The sequence below is a fragment of the Bradyrhizobium sp. STM 3809 genome (genome assembly GCF_000239795.1).
Taxonomy (GTDB): Bacteria; Pseudomonadota; Alphaproteobacteria; order Rhizobiales; family Xanthobacteraceae; genus Bradyrhizobium.
This window is the reverse complement of record NZ_CAFJ01000605.1, coordinates 1-14,621: the sequence shown is the minus strand read 5'-3', so window position 1 is coordinate 14,621 and position 14,621 is coordinate 1. Positions and strand designations below refer to the sequence as shown.

General features: G+C 67.9%; 16 protein-coding genes. 9 read left to right on the top strand and 7 right to left on the bottom strand.

Features of this window, described 5'->3' with window-relative positions:
• The first annotated feature begins 294 nt into the window (after positions 1-294).
• The 3 genes from BRAS3809_RS27430 (at position 295) to BRAS3809_RS27420 (ending at position 2,867) form a co-directional block, all read left to right on the top strand.
• Entirely contained in the window at positions 295-1,398 is a 1,104-nt protein-coding gene (locus BRAS3809_RS27430) for a hypothetical protein (protein WP_008965262.1), read from the top strand.
• Positions 1,382-1,690 carry a hypothetical protein gene (locus BRAS3809_RS27425; protein WP_008965261.1) on the top strand — a complete coding sequence of 103 codons (309 nt, stop codon included), beginning with the start codon at positions 1,382-1,384 and terminating at the stop codon, positions 1,688-1,690. Before BRAS3809_RS27430 ends, BRAS3809_RS27425 begins: the two co-directional genes overlap by 17 nt.
• A 205-nt stretch (positions 1,691-1,895) precedes the next feature.
• A complete protein-coding gene (locus BRAS3809_RS27420; protein ID WP_008965260.1) occupies positions 1,896-2,867 on the top strand; it encodes a S1C family serine protease in 972 nt (323 codons plus the stop codon).
• Positions 2,868-2,884: 17 nt separating this feature from the next.
• Here the strand turns inward: BRAS3809_RS27420 and BRAS3809_RS27415 are convergent, their stop codons facing one another.
• Positions 2,885-4,822, bottom strand: a complete 1,938-nt coding sequence (locus tag BRAS3809_RS27415) for a Tle-like phospholipase domain-containing protein (protein ID WP_008965259.1) — start codon at positions 4,820-4,822, stop codon at positions 2,885-2,887.
• Positions 4,823-5,174: 352 nt separating this feature from the next.
• Between BRAS3809_RS27415 and BRAS3809_RS27410 the strand changes: the two genes are divergently transcribed.
• The 4 genes from BRAS3809_RS27410 (at position 5,175) to BRAS3809_RS27395 (ending at position 8,843) form a co-directional block, all read left to right on the top strand.
• Positions 5,175-6,239, top strand: a complete 1,065-nt coding sequence (locus BRAS3809_RS27410) for an alpha/beta hydrolase (protein WP_008965258.1) — start codon at positions 5,175-5,177, stop codon at positions 6,237-6,239.
• A 144-nt stretch (positions 6,240-6,383) separates the two neighbouring features.
• Entirely contained in the window at positions 6,384-7,727 is a 1,344-nt protein-coding gene (locus BRAS3809_RS27405; protein WP_008965257.1) for a hypothetical protein, read from the top strand.
• Between the two features lie 3 nt (positions 7,728-7,730).
• On the top strand, positions 7,731-8,546 hold the full coding sequence (locus BRAS3809_RS27400; protein ID WP_008965256.1) for a COG3904 family protein: 816 nt from the start codon (positions 7,731-7,733) through the stop codon (positions 8,544-8,546).
• 90 nt (positions 8,547-8,636) lie between these two features.
• A complete protein-coding gene (locus tag BRAS3809_RS27395; RefSeq protein WP_008965255.1) occupies positions 8,637-8,843 on the top strand; it encodes a hypothetical protein in 207 nt (68 codons plus the stop codon).
• Positions 8,844-8,934: 91 nt separating this feature from the next.
• Here BRAS3809_RS27395 and BRAS3809_RS27390 read toward each other — a convergent pair whose 3' ends face one another.
• The 5 genes from BRAS3809_RS27390 to BRAS3809_RS27370 form a co-directional block, all read right to left on the bottom strand.
• Positions 8,935-9,597 carry a DsbA family protein gene (locus tag BRAS3809_RS27390; RefSeq protein ID WP_035658979.1) on the bottom strand — a complete coding sequence of 221 codons (663 nt, stop codon included), beginning with the start codon at positions 9,595-9,597 and terminating at the stop codon, positions 8,935-8,937.
• A gap of 5 nt (positions 9,598-9,602) precedes the next feature.
• Entirely contained in the window at positions 9,603-10,388 is a 786-nt protein-coding gene (locus BRAS3809_RS27385; protein WP_008965253.1) for a sulfite exporter TauE/SafE family protein, read from the bottom strand.
• 44 nt (positions 10,389-10,432) lie between these two features.
• Complete coding sequence (locus tag BRAS3809_RS27380; RefSeq protein ID WP_008965252.1) at positions 10,433-11,155, bottom strand: LrgB family protein; 723 nt, start codon at positions 11,153-11,155, stop codon at positions 10,433-10,435.
• On the bottom strand, positions 11,152-11,550 hold the full coding sequence (locus tag BRAS3809_RS27375; protein WP_008965251.1) for a CidA/LrgA family protein: 399 nt from the start codon (positions 11,548-11,550) through the stop codon (positions 11,152-11,154). Before BRAS3809_RS27375 ends, BRAS3809_RS27380 begins: the two co-directional genes overlap by 4 nt.
• A gap of 156 nt (positions 11,551-11,706) precedes the next feature.
• On the bottom strand, positions 11,707-12,228 hold the full coding sequence (locus tag BRAS3809_RS27370; RefSeq protein ID WP_008965250.1) for a hypothetical protein: 522 nt from the start codon (positions 12,226-12,228) through the stop codon (positions 11,707-11,709).
• 190 nt (positions 12,229-12,418) lie between these two features.
• On the opposite strand from BRAS3809_RS27370, the gene BRAS3809_RS27365 reads away from it, so the two are divergent.
• Complete coding sequence (locus BRAS3809_RS27365; protein ID WP_035658977.1) at positions 12,419-12,727, top strand: hypothetical protein; 309 nt, start codon at positions 12,419-12,421, stop codon at positions 12,725-12,727.
• A 70-nt stretch (positions 12,728-12,797) separates the two neighbouring features.
• On the top strand, positions 12,798-13,883 hold the full coding sequence (locus BRAS3809_RS27360) for an AbrB family transcriptional regulator (RefSeq protein WP_008965249.1): 1,086 nt from the start codon (positions 12,798-12,800) through the stop codon (positions 13,881-13,883).
• Here the strand turns inward: BRAS3809_RS27360 and BRAS3809_RS27355 are convergent.
• Complete coding sequence (locus BRAS3809_RS27355; protein WP_052523492.1) at positions 13,880-14,413, bottom strand: disulfide bond formation protein B; 534 nt, start codon at positions 14,411-14,413, stop codon at positions 13,880-13,882. The genes BRAS3809_RS27360 and BRAS3809_RS27355 overlap by 4 nt on opposite strands.
• Between the last annotated feature and the right edge of the window lie 208 nt (positions 14,414-14,621).

Here is a 14,621-nt window from a genome sequence, read left to right as displayed (position 1 = left end):
CGCCGATGTTGGTTGTGAACGTGGTATCGCGGCGGCCGCAGGGGGTCAAACCAGGGCCGCCGTCATTCCGCAGAGCTAGCGCATACAGGCCCGCGCTGTCGCGCCGAACAATCCTGCTGGCTGGTTTACTCCGTCATGCACGGGCTTGTCCCGGGCATCCACGTCGTTCCCCGAATGCCGAGTGAGGTGGATGGCCGGGACAGGCCCGGCCATGACGGCGTGGAGAGACGTGAGCACAAAACCCCGATTTTCTTACGCAATCGCCCTGCGCCGGGGCGCGAGACCCGTCACAGCATGAGCCTTCGTCGCAAGATCCTCCATCTGGCCGGCGTGCTGGTCGCGGCCGCGGCGATCGGCATCACGACGACAGTGATCAGCGTCGAGACGGTCTGCACCGCCGACGTGCCGACGCCGGTCGTGACGTCGCGGTTCGGCATCACCGATCCCGGCTATGCCAGGTCGCAGGGCGACAGCTTCCTGACCTTCCCCGAATGGTACATCGTCCACGCCTACAGCGATCTCGCCGGCGTCACCGGGCAGCGGTCGGAATCCGATTTCGGCTATCTCTCGAGCATTGCCGGCTTCTGGCGCAGCCTGTGCCGGGCGACGCGGCAGGCCGACGGCTCCGGCCCCGCCACCTCGGACCAGAAGCTGACCAACTACATCATCGGCTTCAGCTTCACCGCCGAGATGGCGCTGCAGGGCGCCTACGAGAAGAGCATCGGCGCGCTCACCGAGACGACGACCGAGGGCGTCAAGACGGCCGAGGACGCCTTCAACCTGGCCCTGCTGAAGGACTACGCGGCGTTCCTCTACCAGACGCCGTGGTACCGCTATCCATTCTGGGCCAAGCTCGAGCAGCTCTGGCGCGAGACGCCGTTCGTGCCCTCGGTGCGCTCGGTTGAACGGCGCTTCTCGTTGAGCCTGCAATATGCCGGGCGCGCCGCCTATGCCGCCGTGATCGGCTACGCCGCCGGCTACGATCCGGCGGTGCTGACGATCCAGAGCGTGGTCACCGGCCTGCCCGCCGCCGAGCTTGCGGCGATCCCGGGCGTGAAGGTGATCCGCGAGGTGAGCTACGCCAAGGGCGGCAAGGGCATGCTGGTCGAGACCGAGCGCTACGCCAAGTTCGACGACTTCGCCAGGGAGCTCGGGCGCCGTCCCGGCGCCGCGCTCGCCGAGGTGGCCGGCAACCACCAGATCCTGGTCACGATCGTCGTCCCGCCGGGCGACGGGCGGCTGGCGGCCTTCGATGGGCTGCCTATATTCAGTATCCCGATCCAGTCCCGTCCGGGCGCGCGCCGCATCGGCGTCGATGTTCCGGTACGGTCGCTGGTTCAGGACATCGTTCGTTTCGAATCCGCCGGCTACACCTTCGAGCATGCCTACGATTACTAATCGGCTGCCGTCACGCGCCCTGCCCTGGCGAGGGTTGCTGGCGGTCGCCTTCGTCTGGTTTGCCGGGATGGCCGCAATGACGCTGGTGGTCAGGCCCGACGCCGTCGTGGTGTTCGGCCCCGCGGACCACCTGATCCCCGCGATCATCGCCTCCGATGGAGCCTTGCTCGACGCCGGGCGTTTCCACGTCGCGGCGAGAACCGGGACAACCACGGTCGGCAGGCTCTACGCCGCCGGCGCCTGGCTGGTCTGGCCGATCATGGGCAAGGGATGCGGCCGCGGCTCACCGTGACGCGCGGGTCCCCTCCGCGCGATTGCGGAGCCCCCGGAACTGGCGCCAGCGGCCAAAAATGTTAAGCTTGCGTTAAGGCTGCGGCCAAGACGCGACGATCACGCGAACCGAAGCAAGAGCCTGGTCGGTACTCCCCCAGGGAATGCCTCAAGGGAATCTTCCCGAGGGACATCTCCCAAGAGTATCGACGGGGCAGGAGAACGAAATGCCTTCTTTGACCGAATGGAAAGTGCCGTTTGCCTTCCAGCCTCGCGCCGAAGACTACCAATATGACCTCGACCATGCGTTGTCGTCGATCGTCGGCCTGCATTCCATCATCCCGTCGGATGCGTTCAGCGCCGAAACGCTCGGCACCGAGCGCGCCGGCAATGCCGTCGTGATCGACGACGGGCTGGTGCTGACCATCGGCTATCTGATCACCGAGGCCGAGTCCGTCTGGCTGCACCTCAATGACGGCCGGGTGGTGGAGGGCCATGTGCTCGGGTTCGATTTCGCCACCGGCTTCGGCCTCGTGCAGGCGCTCGGGAAGCTCGATCTGCCGGCGCTGCCGCTCGGCTCGTCGGCGGCCACCAAGATCGGCGACCAGGTCGTGCTCGGCGGCGCCGGGGGCCGGACGCGCTCGGTGGCGAGCCAGATCATCGCCAAGCAGGAGTTCGCGGGCTATTGGGAATACCTGCTCGACGAGGCCATCTTCACCCACCCCGCGCATCCCAATTGGGGGGGCACCGGCCTGCTCTCGCCGAAGGGCGAGCTGATCGGCATCGGCTCGCTGCAGCTCGAGCGTGAGCGCGACAGCAAGGCTGAGCACGTCAACATGGTCGTGCCGATCGACCTGCTGAAGCCGATTCTCGACGATCTCCGCCGCTTCGGCCGCGTCAACAAGCCAGCCCGGCCCTGGCTCGGCATGTTCGCAACCGAGGTCGACGACCGTGTCGTGATCCTCGGCGTTGCCGGCAACGGCCCGGCGGCCCGCGCCGAGCTGAAGTCCGGCGACGTGATCCTCGGCATCAACGGCGACAAGGTCACGAGCCAGAGCGAGTTCTACCGCAAGCTCTGGGCGCTCGGCGACGCCGGCGTCGACGTTCCGCTGACCGTGCACCACGAGGGCGTCACCTTCGACGTGACGGTGGCCTCGACCGATCGCGCCAAGATGTTGAAAGCGCCGCGGCTGCACTGAGCGGTCGCGACCGCCCGTCAGGCATTGATGTGCCAGGCGGCTGCGACCACGTCGTGCAGATGCGCATCGGTCGGCAGCTGCGACGCCACCGTCGGATCGAAGCCCGGATGCGCCGCGGCGTAGGTCGCCATGGCCTGCACCAGCTGCGAGACCTGCGTGTCGAGCTCCAGACCGCCGGCCTTGATCTCCTGCAGCTGGTAGGAGCCGCCGAGGAACCAGTCGGCGACGGTCACCTGCTGATGGGTGCCGAGAATGTCGATCTCCAGATCGTTGCCTGATTTGACGAACCAGAAATTGTCCGCCGAATACGCCTGGCCGAAATCCAGCGTGCCGGTCGGCTTCGACAGCGACGCGACGCCATTGATGATGACATCGTTGCCGTCGCCGGGCGCGTAGACATAGGTCGCGCCGGCGCCGCCGACCAGGATGTTGTCGCCACCGCCGCCCTTGAGCACATCGCTGCCGGAGCCGCCGATCAGCAGGTCGTCGTTGGCGGTGCCCGACAGCATGTCGTTGCCGCCTCCCGCGATCAGGAGCGCACCATCGCTGGCCGCGATCGTCGCGCCCGAGACCGGATCGATCGTCACCGTCGTCGCGGCATCGCTCAACGCGGCGCTGAGCCAGTCGAGATTGTCGGTCTTGCCGCCCCAGAGCGTGCTGATCGCGAGGTCGATGAGCGAGGCATTCTCCCCGTCGGAACTCGCGGCGGCATCGATCAGCGCGATCTTGCCGAGGATGTCGACCGCCGATCCCGTGTCGGCGCCCGTCCACAGATCGGAGGACAGGTCGGCCACCAGCAGGTTCTTTGCCGTGTCCTGATAGAGGATGCCGTGCTCGTGTCCGATCACGCCGGGGGTGGCCGAGGCGACCTCATCATGGTTCTGCGCCAGCAGCGCCGAATACTCCACGACGATCTCGGCCAGCGCCTTCTCGACGCCGCCATTCTTCAGATAGGTCGCCGCATTTGCCGCGCTGACGCTGTCGCCCAACACGCCGCCGCCGTTGAACAGCGCCTGCACGGCGCTGTTGCCATAGCCGCTCGCGTCGGTCACCGTCGAATAGGCGATCATGTCCTTCATCTTGTCGGCCGGCGCGCCTTCGCCGCCGACGCCGGCGGCGGGAATGCCGACCGCCTTGGCGATCGCGTCGTCCTCGAGGGGCGCCAGCAGCACGCTGGCTGCCTTCTTCCAGTCCTGCGCGTTGTTGTCGCTGGCCCACTGCATCATGGTCAGCAGCGCGATCGAATGTAGCTTGATCGGATCGAGCCCAAGATCGGTGCCGGCGCCGAGCACGGTCTTCTGCTCCGACGAGATGCCGATCGCCGCATGGGCGATCGCCAGCGCGCCGGCGACCGGCCCGAGCTGCAGCAGCGCCAGCGGCGCTTCCAGCACCGGCGCGGCGGCCCGCACATATTGCAGCACCTCGCCGGACACCGACACCATGTGAATGTCGTTGAAGCGATCGACCGGATTGGAGGTCAGCGCGCCCCAGAAACCATGCAGCTGATCGTAGCGGACCTCGGCCGCGAACTCGAAAGGCATCGCGTCATAGGCATAGGCCACCTTGTTGTTCAGCGCCGCGATGTAGCCGGCCAGGCCGCCGCCCAGCGAATGGCCGGTTAGCGATACATGCGACGTCGTCGCCCATTGCTTGTAGTAGGCCTCGGCATCAGGGAACTGCGTCGGCCAGCCGGTCAGCCCGGCGCCGCCGAGCCAGGCCGGCACGTCGGCAATGCTGTCCGTGCCGCGATAGGAGATGATCCGCGTCGTTGGATCGCCGACGAGCTGATAGGTCGCAGCCTCGAAATTGTCGGCGGCTGCGGCGATGCTGCCGGCCACCAGCTCGTAGTTTCCGATCCGGTTGAAACTGACAGAGAGGGCCGGGTTGACGCCTCGGTTGTAGACGTCCATGGCGAGCACCGCATTGATCAACGCGGCCGACGGCGAACTGGTCATGATGCGCATCCCCCGTGTGAGCCGGTCGGCAATTTTGGCCGCTGCGATGCGCTCCATCGGAGAACGTCATCGCCGTGCTGCCGGCTTTCATGAAGTGCGACATCGCGTCGGATGTTTGTCAATCCGAATTCGTCCACACGTGTATTTGCGCGCGTTGCGCCCGCCGCGCGATCTCGAACATCACCGGCGGAGTAGCGATCCGTCGTCTCACCTGTGATGCTCGCAACGTCGCGATGCGCGCCGCGAACGTCCGTTCGGAAAATGATCATTGCCCGCGCCGCCGATTTTGCGTTGCATGACAGCGCTCGCCGCCAGCGGGTGATCCGTTGACCCGCTGATCCAGGAGACCTGCATGACCGACGCCGTGGTGGACGACATCCTCGTCATGTTGCCGCCGCTGCTGCAGACGCTCGAAGCCCTGTCCTACGTCGCCCGCTACCTGAACCCGCCTGATTTCGACCGCGTGATGGCCGCCATCGGCGATCCCGAGCAGACGCTGCACACGGCGCGCGCCCATCTCACCGAATGGCCGGCGGATTTCGCCCACATCCGGTTGGCCTTCGACACCGCTGCCGAGGCCGCGCTGACCTCGTTCGCGGGCCTGCGCGCCGTGCAGGGCGGCCAGGGCGACCTGATCGAGGTGTTCCGCGCGCTGCGCCAGCTGCCGCGCGCGCTCGAGGCGCTGTTTCCGCTCGCCGCGACGCTGCCGCCGCTCAGCGAGTTCTTCCTCGATCCCGCCGTCGAGAACGACGACTCCTTGCGTCAGCAATTGGCTGCGTCAGCCGGCAAGGACGCCGTGTTCCACGATCACAACGAGATCGGCAACCGCGGCGGCTTCTCATTGTATGTTCCCGAATACTATACGGCGGACCGCGCCTGGCCGCTGGTCATGGCACTGCATGGCGGCAGCGGCAACGGCCGCGACTTCCTGTGGAGCTGGCTGCGGGCCGCGCGCAGCGTCGGAGCGATCCTGGTGGCGCCGACCGCGACCGGCCCGACCTGGGCGTTGATGGGCGAAGACACGGATACACCGAATCTCGCGCGTATCCTCGATCTCGTGCGCAGCCGCGTCGCCGTCGATCCCGCGCGGATGCTGCTCACCGGCATGAGCGATGGCGGCACCTTCTGCTATGTCAGCGGACTGGAGCGCAGCTCGCCGTTCACGCATCTCGCCCCGGTCGCCGCGACGTTCCATCCGTTGATGGCCGAGATCGCCGACCGTGACCGGTTGCGCGGGCTTCCGATCCAGATCGTCCACGGCCAGCTCGATTGGATGTTCCCGGTCGAAATCGCGCGGCACACGCAGGCCGCCCTGGCGAAATCCGGCGCCGGCGTCGTCTATCGCGAGATCGACGATCTCAGCCACTGCTATCCGCGCGAGGTCAACGTCGACCTGCTGCGCTGGCTGATGAGCTGAAGGACTTGTGCACAGCTCGCGCGACATGACCGATCGGTAAGCTCCGCGACGCAATTTCGGCGGAATTTCTCCGCATGGGTTCGCACTTGGCCAAACAGCGGGGGCGCTGTTCAGGGCGGATCCGATGCCGCCGGAGGATTGTTCATGCCCTCGCCCCTCGCTTCGGCCCGCCCGACCGCCGTCCTGCTCGCCAATGGCGTGGAGCGGCTCGAGGTCATTCTCAAGCTCACCACCGCAATCCTGGCGCTCGCCGCCGGCGTCTACACTTATCTCGGCGTCCGCGAACTGCTCAACGGCAGCCCGACCACGGTGTTCTTCGCCGCCGTCATCTACTCGGTCGCGGTGTCCGTCGGCATCTATGCCTTCTGGGTATTCATGATGCAGTTCATGCCGCACGTCACCAGCGTGATGGGACGGCTGCTGATGGGCGGCTGCATGGTGCTGGGCTCGCTGATGATCGTCGCGATGTCGTCCTGGCTGAACGCCTCGGCGCTGGCCGGCGCCGCCGCCATCCAGCAGCATCTCGCGATTACCGTGCAGAACTACACGCGCGATCTCGACCGCGCCAACAGCCAGGCGATCGCAGCCCAGAGTCTGCTGCCCGACATCCAGCTCGCCTCTTCGCGCTTCGCCAAGCTGGCGGAAGCCGAGCGCGCCGGTTCGCTCACGGGAACGTCGGGATCCGGCACCGTCGTTCAACTGCTGACGCAGATGTCCACACAGCTCGACAGCCTCGGACAGCAGGTCCAGGAGTCCGGCAAGCGCGTCTCCGCCCTTTACGAGCAAGGCGGCAGGAGCCTCGCCAAGATGCGCGAGCTGATCTCCGACCGCGGCCCGATCGCCACCCGCAGCGATGCCTTCGCCACGGAGTCGCTGACCCTGATGGGCGTGATCGCCAATCTGCAGCAGACCTCGGTCGCGCCCGCCGTGAAGCGTGCGGCCACCTCGCTCTCCGCCGGCTTCATCGCCCCCGCCGCAGGCGGCCGCAGCGGAGACCTCGCCGAGCGACAGACCGCCGTCGTCGGCAAGGTCGAGGGAGCGATCGCGACGCAGGCGGCGTCGCTGGCGGATGCCGCCGACAAGATCCTGGCGCTGCCGCGGATCGAGCCGACGCGGTTTCAGACACTGTCGCCGGCGGAAGCGGTGCTGCGCTATGCCGGCGATTTCATCCCGAGCTGGGCCGGCGCGATCTCGATCGACTTGATGCCGGCAGTGCTGGTGCTGATCCTCTGCGTGGTGCACGCCGCGATCCGCCGCGAAGGCCTGCCCGCCGCGAGCGCCTCCAGCCTGACCGCCGCCGACCTCGTCGCCGCGATGCAGGTCGCGCGCGACGTCGAAGACGCCCGGCGCGCGGCCGAGGCGCGGCCTGCGGTTGCGCCCGCCGATGCTCCCCCCGCGCCCACCCCCGAGCCGCAGCCGGCGGCCCCTCCAGCAGCCGCTGCAGAGGAGAACGTGACCTCGTTGTCCTCCGCACGGATCGGCAAGTAGTCCGTGGCATCGGCTCTGAACCAACGCATCAAGGCATGGCTCGCCGGCCATCCGGACGAGAGCCTCCTGCGCTGGGTGTTCCGCACGATCCTGGTCGTCGCGGTTGGCGCCCTGGCGGCCGACCTCGTCGAGTCGAATGGCGTGCGCGTCTCATCGGATGCCGCCCCGCCCCCGCTCGACGTTCAGCGCGATCCACCCGACGCGCCGGCCGATCCATCCCTGCTGACGCCGCTGCTGAAGCGGCTGATGCCGCTGCCCAAGGACGATCCCGCGCTGGAACAGCCGATCACGCTCGAGCTGCGCGGCGGCGGACGGCTCTATGCGACCGGCACGATCACACCAGGCAGCGCGCGCGCCTTCGCCGACGAGGTCGAGCGCCACGGCGAGTACGTCAGGACCGTCGTGCTGAACTCGCCGGGCGGCTCGGTGGCCGATGCGCTGGCGATGGGCCGGCTGATCCGCACGAAAAAGTTCGCCACCGAGGTCGAGGCCGGCAAGACCTGCGCTTCGTCGTGCCCGCTGGTATTCGCCGGCGGCATCGAGCGCCGCGCCGGCGAGCGTGCCATGATCGGCGTGCATCAGATTGCCGCGGTCCGCTCCGCCAATGTGACGCGCAGCGACAACGACATGAGCCTCGCGCAGAACGTCTCGGCGCGCTGTCAGCGCTATCTGTCCGACATGGGCATCGACCTCAAGGTCTGGGTGCATGCGATGGAGACGCCACATGACCAGCTGTTCACCTTCAAGCCCGACGAGCTGAAATCACTCAATCTGGTCACGTCACTGCCGGAATCGCGTCCCGAAAAACCGCGCAGTTAGTTTGTTGACTCGCCCTTGAACCTTCCGCCGCGACGGCGGAACCAAGTTTCGACGGCGGCGTTGTCGGCCGTCACACTGGAGAACATGATCATGCGGACATTGGTGGGAATGATCCTGGGTGCGCTCATCCTGGGGTTCGGCGTCTACATCCACGATTCGATGCAGACCTCGGAGGTCGCCAACGGGCCGACCGCGCAATCCCGCCGCACCATCGTCAACTGGGACGTTGCGGCGGACAGCTGGAACTCGCTGAAGACCCGCGCGCATGACGACTGGGTTCGCATCTCGTCGAAGTAACGCGCAGCATCGCTCCTATCCCGGGCGTCTCGACCTCGTGTCGGGGCGCCCTTTGCTTTGCTGCTGATCAGCCGCTGCTGATTGGCCGTCGCTAATTGGCTGCCTTGGCCTTGCGCGCGTCGGCGATGACCTGTTCGAACTGCGCCATCGTCAGCACGCCCGGCACCCTGAACTTGCCGACGATGAAGGATGGCGTGCCGCGGAAGCGCAGGCCGCGCGCCTGGCTGTCGTTGCGCGCCAGCATGGCGTCGATCGCCTTGGCGTTGGCCGAGAGATCGCGCCGGGCGCGATCGACATCAATGCCGGCTTCGGCGAGCAGCTCGTCGATGCGCGGCTCGGTGAGCTTGGAGCTGACGCCGATCAGCGCGTCATGCGCCTTGGCATATTTGTCCTGATACTTGGTGGCGAGCGCCATCCGCGCCGCGGCCACCGAGACCGGTCCGAGGATCGGCCACTCCTTCAGGATCCAGCGCACCTTGCCGTCGTCGTGCACGACCTGCTGAAGCTCGGGATCGAGCTTGCGGCAGTACGGACAATTGTAGTCGAACCATTCGACGATCGCGATGTCGCCCGACGGGTTGCCGAGCACCGGCGCATCGGGATCGCGCAGCACCGAGGCCTCGTCGGGCTCGTCGGCCTCCTCGCCACGGCTCGGGCGCGACAAGAGGGGGAGCGCGGCGCCGGCGCCCAGCAGCGAAAGAACCTTGCGCCGGCTGCTCGCCGGGATGATCGTGGTCGACGTGCGGCGTGTCATGACAATCAGCTCCAGATGTGCAGCAGGCTGCGCGTCAGCATGTACAGCGCCACCGCCGCGATCACGATCGAAAACACCACGTTCAACGCGCCGCGCCGCTCCGAGAGATGGCGCGCCAGGCGGGTGCCGGCAAGGCCTCCGGCGATCCCGCCGGCAATGAACAGGCCGGCGAGGTCCCAGGCCACCAGGCCGGACCAGCCATAGCTCGCCGCGGTGGTGAGCCCGAAGGTGGTCACGGCGACCAGCGAGGAGCTCACCGCGTTCATGATCGGCATGCCCGTGGCGGCCATCAGCGCCGGCACGATCAGGAAGCCGCCGCCGATGCCGAAGAAGCCCGACAGCGTGCCGGTGGCCAGGCCGAAGCCGACGATCGCCGGCACGTTGGCCATGCTCATCTTGACGTCGGGAATGCCGACGCGCGCGCGCGTCTTCAGCATCAGCAGCGAAATTACCATCATCACCAGCGCGAACAGCGCCAGCAGCTTCTGGCCGTCGACCATCTTGCCGAGCAGCGAGCCGGCGAAGGCGCCGACGATGCCGGCCGCCGCGAACAGCGCCGCGATCGGCCAGATCACGGTGCCGCCGCGGGCATGGTTGGCGAGATTGACCGCCGCATTGGTCGCGACCGCGATCGCGCTGGAGCCGATCGCGATATGCGGCTCGGGCACGCCGACGACATAGACCATCAGCGGCACCGCCAGCACCGAGCCGCCGCCGCCGACCAGGCCGAGCGAAAACCCGACCAGTCCGCCGCAGAGCACACCGAGAACGCCTTGAGTCGCAGACATCATGGCGGCAGAGGGTCATCTCCGGACCATCAAGGCAAGCCCCAAAATCATGGGATCAGCAGCGTGACGGCGAGGGGCACGAGAAACGACGTCACCAGCGCGTTCAGGCTCATGGCGATGCCGGAGAAGGTTCCGGCCAGCGGATCGACCTGGAAGGCCCGGGCGGTGCCGATGCCATGCGCGGCAAGCCCGGCGGCAAATCCCCTGGCGCGGAAATCGGTGATGCCGGTGCGGTTCATCAGCGGCGTCACGATGATCGCGCCGGTGATACCTGTCAGCACCACGGCGACCGCGGTCAGGGAGGGATCGGCGTGCAGCGACTCGCTGATCCCCATGGCGACGCCGGCCGTAACCGATTTTGGCGCCAGCGACAGCACCACGTCGCGCGGCAGCCCGAAGGCCTCGGCGAGCACCACCACCGAGACGATGGCCGTGACCGAGCCGAGCACCAGCGCCGCCAGCATCGGCACGATCGCCTGCAGCACGGTCCTGCGGTTCTGATACAGCGGCACGGCGAGTGCGACGGTGGCAGGGCCGAGCAGGAAGTGCACGAACTGCGCCCCGGCGAAATAGGTCGTGTAGGGCGTGCCGGTCAGCAGCAGGACCGCGGCGACGATCCACATCGCGTGCAGCACCGGATTGGCCAGCGGATGGCGGCGCGTGCGCAGCGATATGGCATCGGTGACGGCATAGACCACCAGCGTCACGGTGAGCCACAGCAGCGGCGACTGCGCCAGGTAGACCCAGAGCGAGAACGGGCTGCCGCTCATGACGGCTCCCGCTTGTGCGCCACGAGCCGGCTGGTCACCACGAACGCGGCGACCGTCACCAGCAGCGTGACGACCACCGACAGCACCAGCACCGCTGCGATCGCGAGGCCGTGCGCGGCGACCAGATCGAGCTTCTGCACCACGCCGACTCCGGCCGGCACGAACAGCAGCGACAAATTGGCGAGCAGCACCCGGCTGACGCCCTCGATGCTCCCTTCCGTCGCCCCGTTCGCAAGCGGACCAACTGCCAGGCCCCGGACCTTGTCGCGCAGCAGCAGCAGGAGCAGCAGCACAACGAGGCCGAGCACCGGCCCCGGCATGGGCAGCCCCAGGCCGCGGACGATGACCTCTCCGATCAGCTGGCAGAGCAGGATGAGGCCAAGGCTAGAGATCATGGGCTAGAGATCATGGGCTGGCGATCATGGGCTGGCGATCATGGCTGAGTGTCTCGATCAGGTCAGCGCGGATGGCGAACCAATGGCCTCGGGCGCGAAATGGCGACGGCCGGATCAGCGCGATCCGGCCGCCCTCTCGTCAGGCGATCGCGCCGCTCAGGCGGCGCCCTTCAGCTTCTTGGTGCATTCGCTGTAGTAGCCGCCGCCCTTCTGGATCCACTTCAGGCCGCCATTGGCGTTGGTCGCCTTGTTGGCGTTGTACTGGTCGACGCAGGTGTGCATGCGCGCCTCGCCGGGCTTCTCCTTGGCGTATTTCGGATCGACCGCGCTCGGATAGACCGCCGGACCGCTCGGCGCTGCAGCCGGCGCCGCTGCCGGGGCCGCTTCCTTGGCAGCCGCCTTCGTTTCCTTGGCGGGCTTGGCCTCGGCGGCGGGCGCGGCCGGAGCGGCCGGCGCTGCAGCCGGGGTGGCCGCGGTGGCGTCGCTGCCGCACTGCGCCTTGCGGAAGTCGTTCCACTTCTGGCCGTTCAGCGTGCCGGCGTCCTTCGCCGCCTTGTACTTGGCGCTGCATTCCTGCGCCGTGAGCGCCTGCGCCGGCGCGGCGGCCAATGTCGCGAGGCCGATGACGGCCAGCGCAGCGAGTGACGATGCAACCAATGATTTTGCCCGAAAACTCATCCCAGATCTCCCTGTGGAGCATGTTGAATGGGGCGGTAATTGTAGCGAGCCGCCGGCGGCCGACAAAGCGGGCGCGAGCGTGGCGTCGCGAAAATATAATTTGCCTCGCGCGGCGATCCGGCCCATTCCATTCACACCGGGTTCAGCATCGCCGGACAGCGCGCCGGGCCTTTTCGATCGGGGATTCAGCATGACATTCACTGCCCGCGCGGCCGCAGCGGCCGCCATCGCCACCCTGTTGGCCGCGGGCCCCGCCTTCTCGCAACCCGGATTGACACTGCCGAGCCGGCCCGATGCGGCCACGGACAAGTTCTCGACCTTGGACAAGACCGCGCGACGGGCGATCTCGGTGGCCTGCTCGAAGGAGGCCGACGAGCAGGGTCTCCGGTTCAAGGCGCGCGGCAAATTCCGCTCCGCCTGCAAGCGCGACAAGGCGGCTGCGGTCGCCGCGCCGGCCCCGGCCGCCGCGCCGCCGGCGACGCCCGACAAGCCGAAATGACCGGGCGGCGCATGGCGCCTGCGCGGCGCCGCGAATTGTTTGCATGACCGGCTTTTGGCATAAGGCGCCCGTGCGCCAGATCATCTCCTCCCTTTCCTTCGCTCCGCCGAGCCGCGCCAAGATCCTGAGCGCGCTCGAGACCCTCGCCCTCGGCAGCGCCGGCGGGCTGGTCTTCCTGTTTGCCCATCTGCCGGGCGGCCTGATCTCCGGCGCGATGATCGCGACCGCGATCGCCGCCATCGCCGGCCGGCCGCTGGCGATGCCGCCGATCCTGACACAGACCGTGCTGCTGCTGCTCGGCATCTCGATCGGTGCGATCGTCTCGCGCGAGCTGATCACCCATGTCAGCGCCTATCCGCTGACGATCGCGCTGCTGGCGCTCGCCACCTTCTGCTCGACCTTCGGCTCCAGCTTCTACCTGCAGCGCGTCCATGGCTGGGACCGCACCTCGGCCCTGCTGGCCGGCAGCCCCGGCGCGCTGTCGCAGATCACGTTGCTGGCGGTGGAGCGCGGCGCCGACCTGCCGGCGATCGCCGTCGTGCAGACCCTGCGCGTGATCATCCTGACCGCGGCGCTGCCACTGGTGCTGGCCATTGCGGGCGTCGCGCCGGCGGCGCCGATCTCGCTCGACCAGAGCGTCGCCTCGCCGCTCGGCCTGCTCGCGCTGCTGGTGGCCTCGCTGGCCGCGGCCGTGCTGATGCAGCTGATCAAGTTTCCGGCGAGCTGGCTGTTCGGCGCGATGGTCGCGAGCGGCATTCTGCACGGCACCGGGCTGGTCGAAGGCGGCCTGCCGGACTGGATGCGGGGCGTGGCGCTGGTCGGCATCGGCGCCCTGATCGGCAGCCGCTTCGCGCGGATGCGGATCAAGACCCTGGTCAGCCATGTCCGGGCGGCGCTCGGCTCGTTCGCGATCGCGGTGATCATCTCGGCGCTGTTCGTCACCGTCATCGTGCTGGCGACGCATGTGCGCTTCTCCGACACCATCGTCGCCTTCGCGCCCGGCGCGATGGACGCGATGATGGCGCTGGCGCTGACCCTGCACATCGACCCGATCTTCGTCGGCGCGCATCACCTCTCGCGTTTCGTGTTCGTCACCATCGCCACTCCCGGCATCGTCCATCTGTTCGGACGGCCGCAGGAGGATGTCGACGACTAGGACGCCTTGCGCGTCAGGCCCCAGCCGGCGATCGCCGCTGTCAGCAGCGAGATCAGCACGCTGTAGCCGGCCAGCGACAGGCCGAGGAAGCGGAATTGCACCTCGTCGCAGCGCACGACATGGACACTGTCGAGCCGCTCCAGCAGGCTGCCGGCGCTGCCGAGATTGCCGATCGGCCCGGTGCATTCGGTCGGCCCCGGCCAGAAGCCCCATTCGACGCCGGAGTGGTAGACGCCGAGCCCGGCATTGCCGAGCGCGGCCAGCGCGATCAGGCCGAGGCCCGCGAGCACGAGCGCGCGTGGCACGCCTCCCCTGGCGGCCAGCGCAATCACCAAGCCGAGCGGGACGATCGCGTAATAGGCCCAGCGCTGCTTCAGGCAGAGCTCGCAGGGCTGCAGGCCCCACACCAGCTGCATGTACCAGGCACCGGCCAGCGTGGCCGCCGCGATGCCGGCCGCGAGCAGCGCCGCCGTCACCGCCGGGCTCATGCTTCCCGCCGCCGGGCGTGCCATCACAGAGGTATTGCTCATCGGTCCTCCCGAACGGGGCTGCATCGGGCCCAATCCGGGCCGCTCCGGCTCCTACTCCTGGCCGCGAAACCTGTCGAGATGCCACCCCATCACGTCCGTGCGGGTTGACCAAGCCCCGCCGCCCGCTATAGTCCGGCCCGCTTCGCAAGGTTCCTGCCAGGGACAATTGCGAATGCCCCTGTGGCGGAACTGGTAGACGCGCTCGACT

What these genes read in the sequence shown, in the direction of transcription:
- BRAS3809_RS27430 (WP_008965262.1), top strand. Translation starts at nt 295, where the DNA reads ATGAGCCTTCGTCGCAAGATCCTCCATCTGGCCGGCGTGCTGGTCGCG.
- BRAS3809_RS27425 (WP_008965261.1), top strand. Translation starts at nt 1,382, where the DNA reads ATGCCTACGATTACTAATCGGCTGCCGTCACGCGCCCTGCCCTGGCGA.
- BRAS3809_RS27420 (WP_008965260.1), top strand. Translation starts at nt 1,896, where the DNA reads ATGCCTTCTTTGACCGAATGGAAAGTGCCGTTTGCCTTCCAGCCTCGC.
- BRAS3809_RS27415 (WP_008965259.1), bottom strand. Translation starts at nt 4,822, where the DNA reads ATGACCAGTTCGCCGTCGGCCGCGTTGATCAATGCGGTGCTCGCCATG.
- BRAS3809_RS27410 (WP_008965258.1), top strand. Translation starts at nt 5,175, where the DNA reads ATGACCGACGCCGTGGTGGACGACATCCTCGTCATGTTGCCGCCGCTG.
- BRAS3809_RS27405 (WP_008965257.1), top strand. Translation starts at nt 6,384, where the DNA reads ATGCCCTCGCCCCTCGCTTCGGCCCGCCCGACCGCCGTCCTGCTCGCC.
- BRAS3809_RS27395 (WP_008965255.1), top strand. Translation starts at nt 8,637, where the DNA reads ATGCGGACATTGGTGGGAATGATCCTGGGTGCGCTCATCCTGGGGTTC.
- BRAS3809_RS27390 (WP_035658979.1), bottom strand. Translation starts at nt 9,597, where the DNA reads ATGACACGCCGCACGTCGACCACGATCATCCCGGCGAGCAGCCGGCGC.
- BRAS3809_RS27385 (WP_008965253.1), bottom strand. Translation starts at nt 10,388, where the DNA reads ATGATGTCTGCGACTCAAGGCGTTCTCGGTGTGCTCTGCGGCGGACTG.
- BRAS3809_RS27380 (WP_008965252.1), bottom strand. Translation starts at nt 11,155, where the DNA reads ATGAGCGGCAGCCCGTTCTCGCTCTGGGTCTACCTGGCGCAGTCGCCG.
- BRAS3809_RS27375 (WP_008965251.1), bottom strand. Translation starts at nt 11,550, where the DNA reads ATGATCTCTAGCCTTGGCCTCATCCTGCTCTGCCAGCTGATCGGAGAG.
- BRAS3809_RS27370 (WP_008965250.1), bottom strand. Translation starts at nt 12,228, where the DNA reads ATGAGTTTTCGGGCAAAATCATTGGTTGCATCGTCACTCGCTGCGCTG.
- BRAS3809_RS27365 (WP_035658977.1), top strand. Translation starts at nt 12,419, where the DNA reads ATGACATTCACTGCCCGCGCGGCCGCAGCGGCCGCCATCGCCACCCTG.
- BRAS3809_RS27355 (WP_052523492.1), bottom strand. Translation starts at nt 14,413, where the DNA reads ATGAGCAATACCTCTGTGATGGCACGCCCGGCGGCGGGAAGCATGAGC.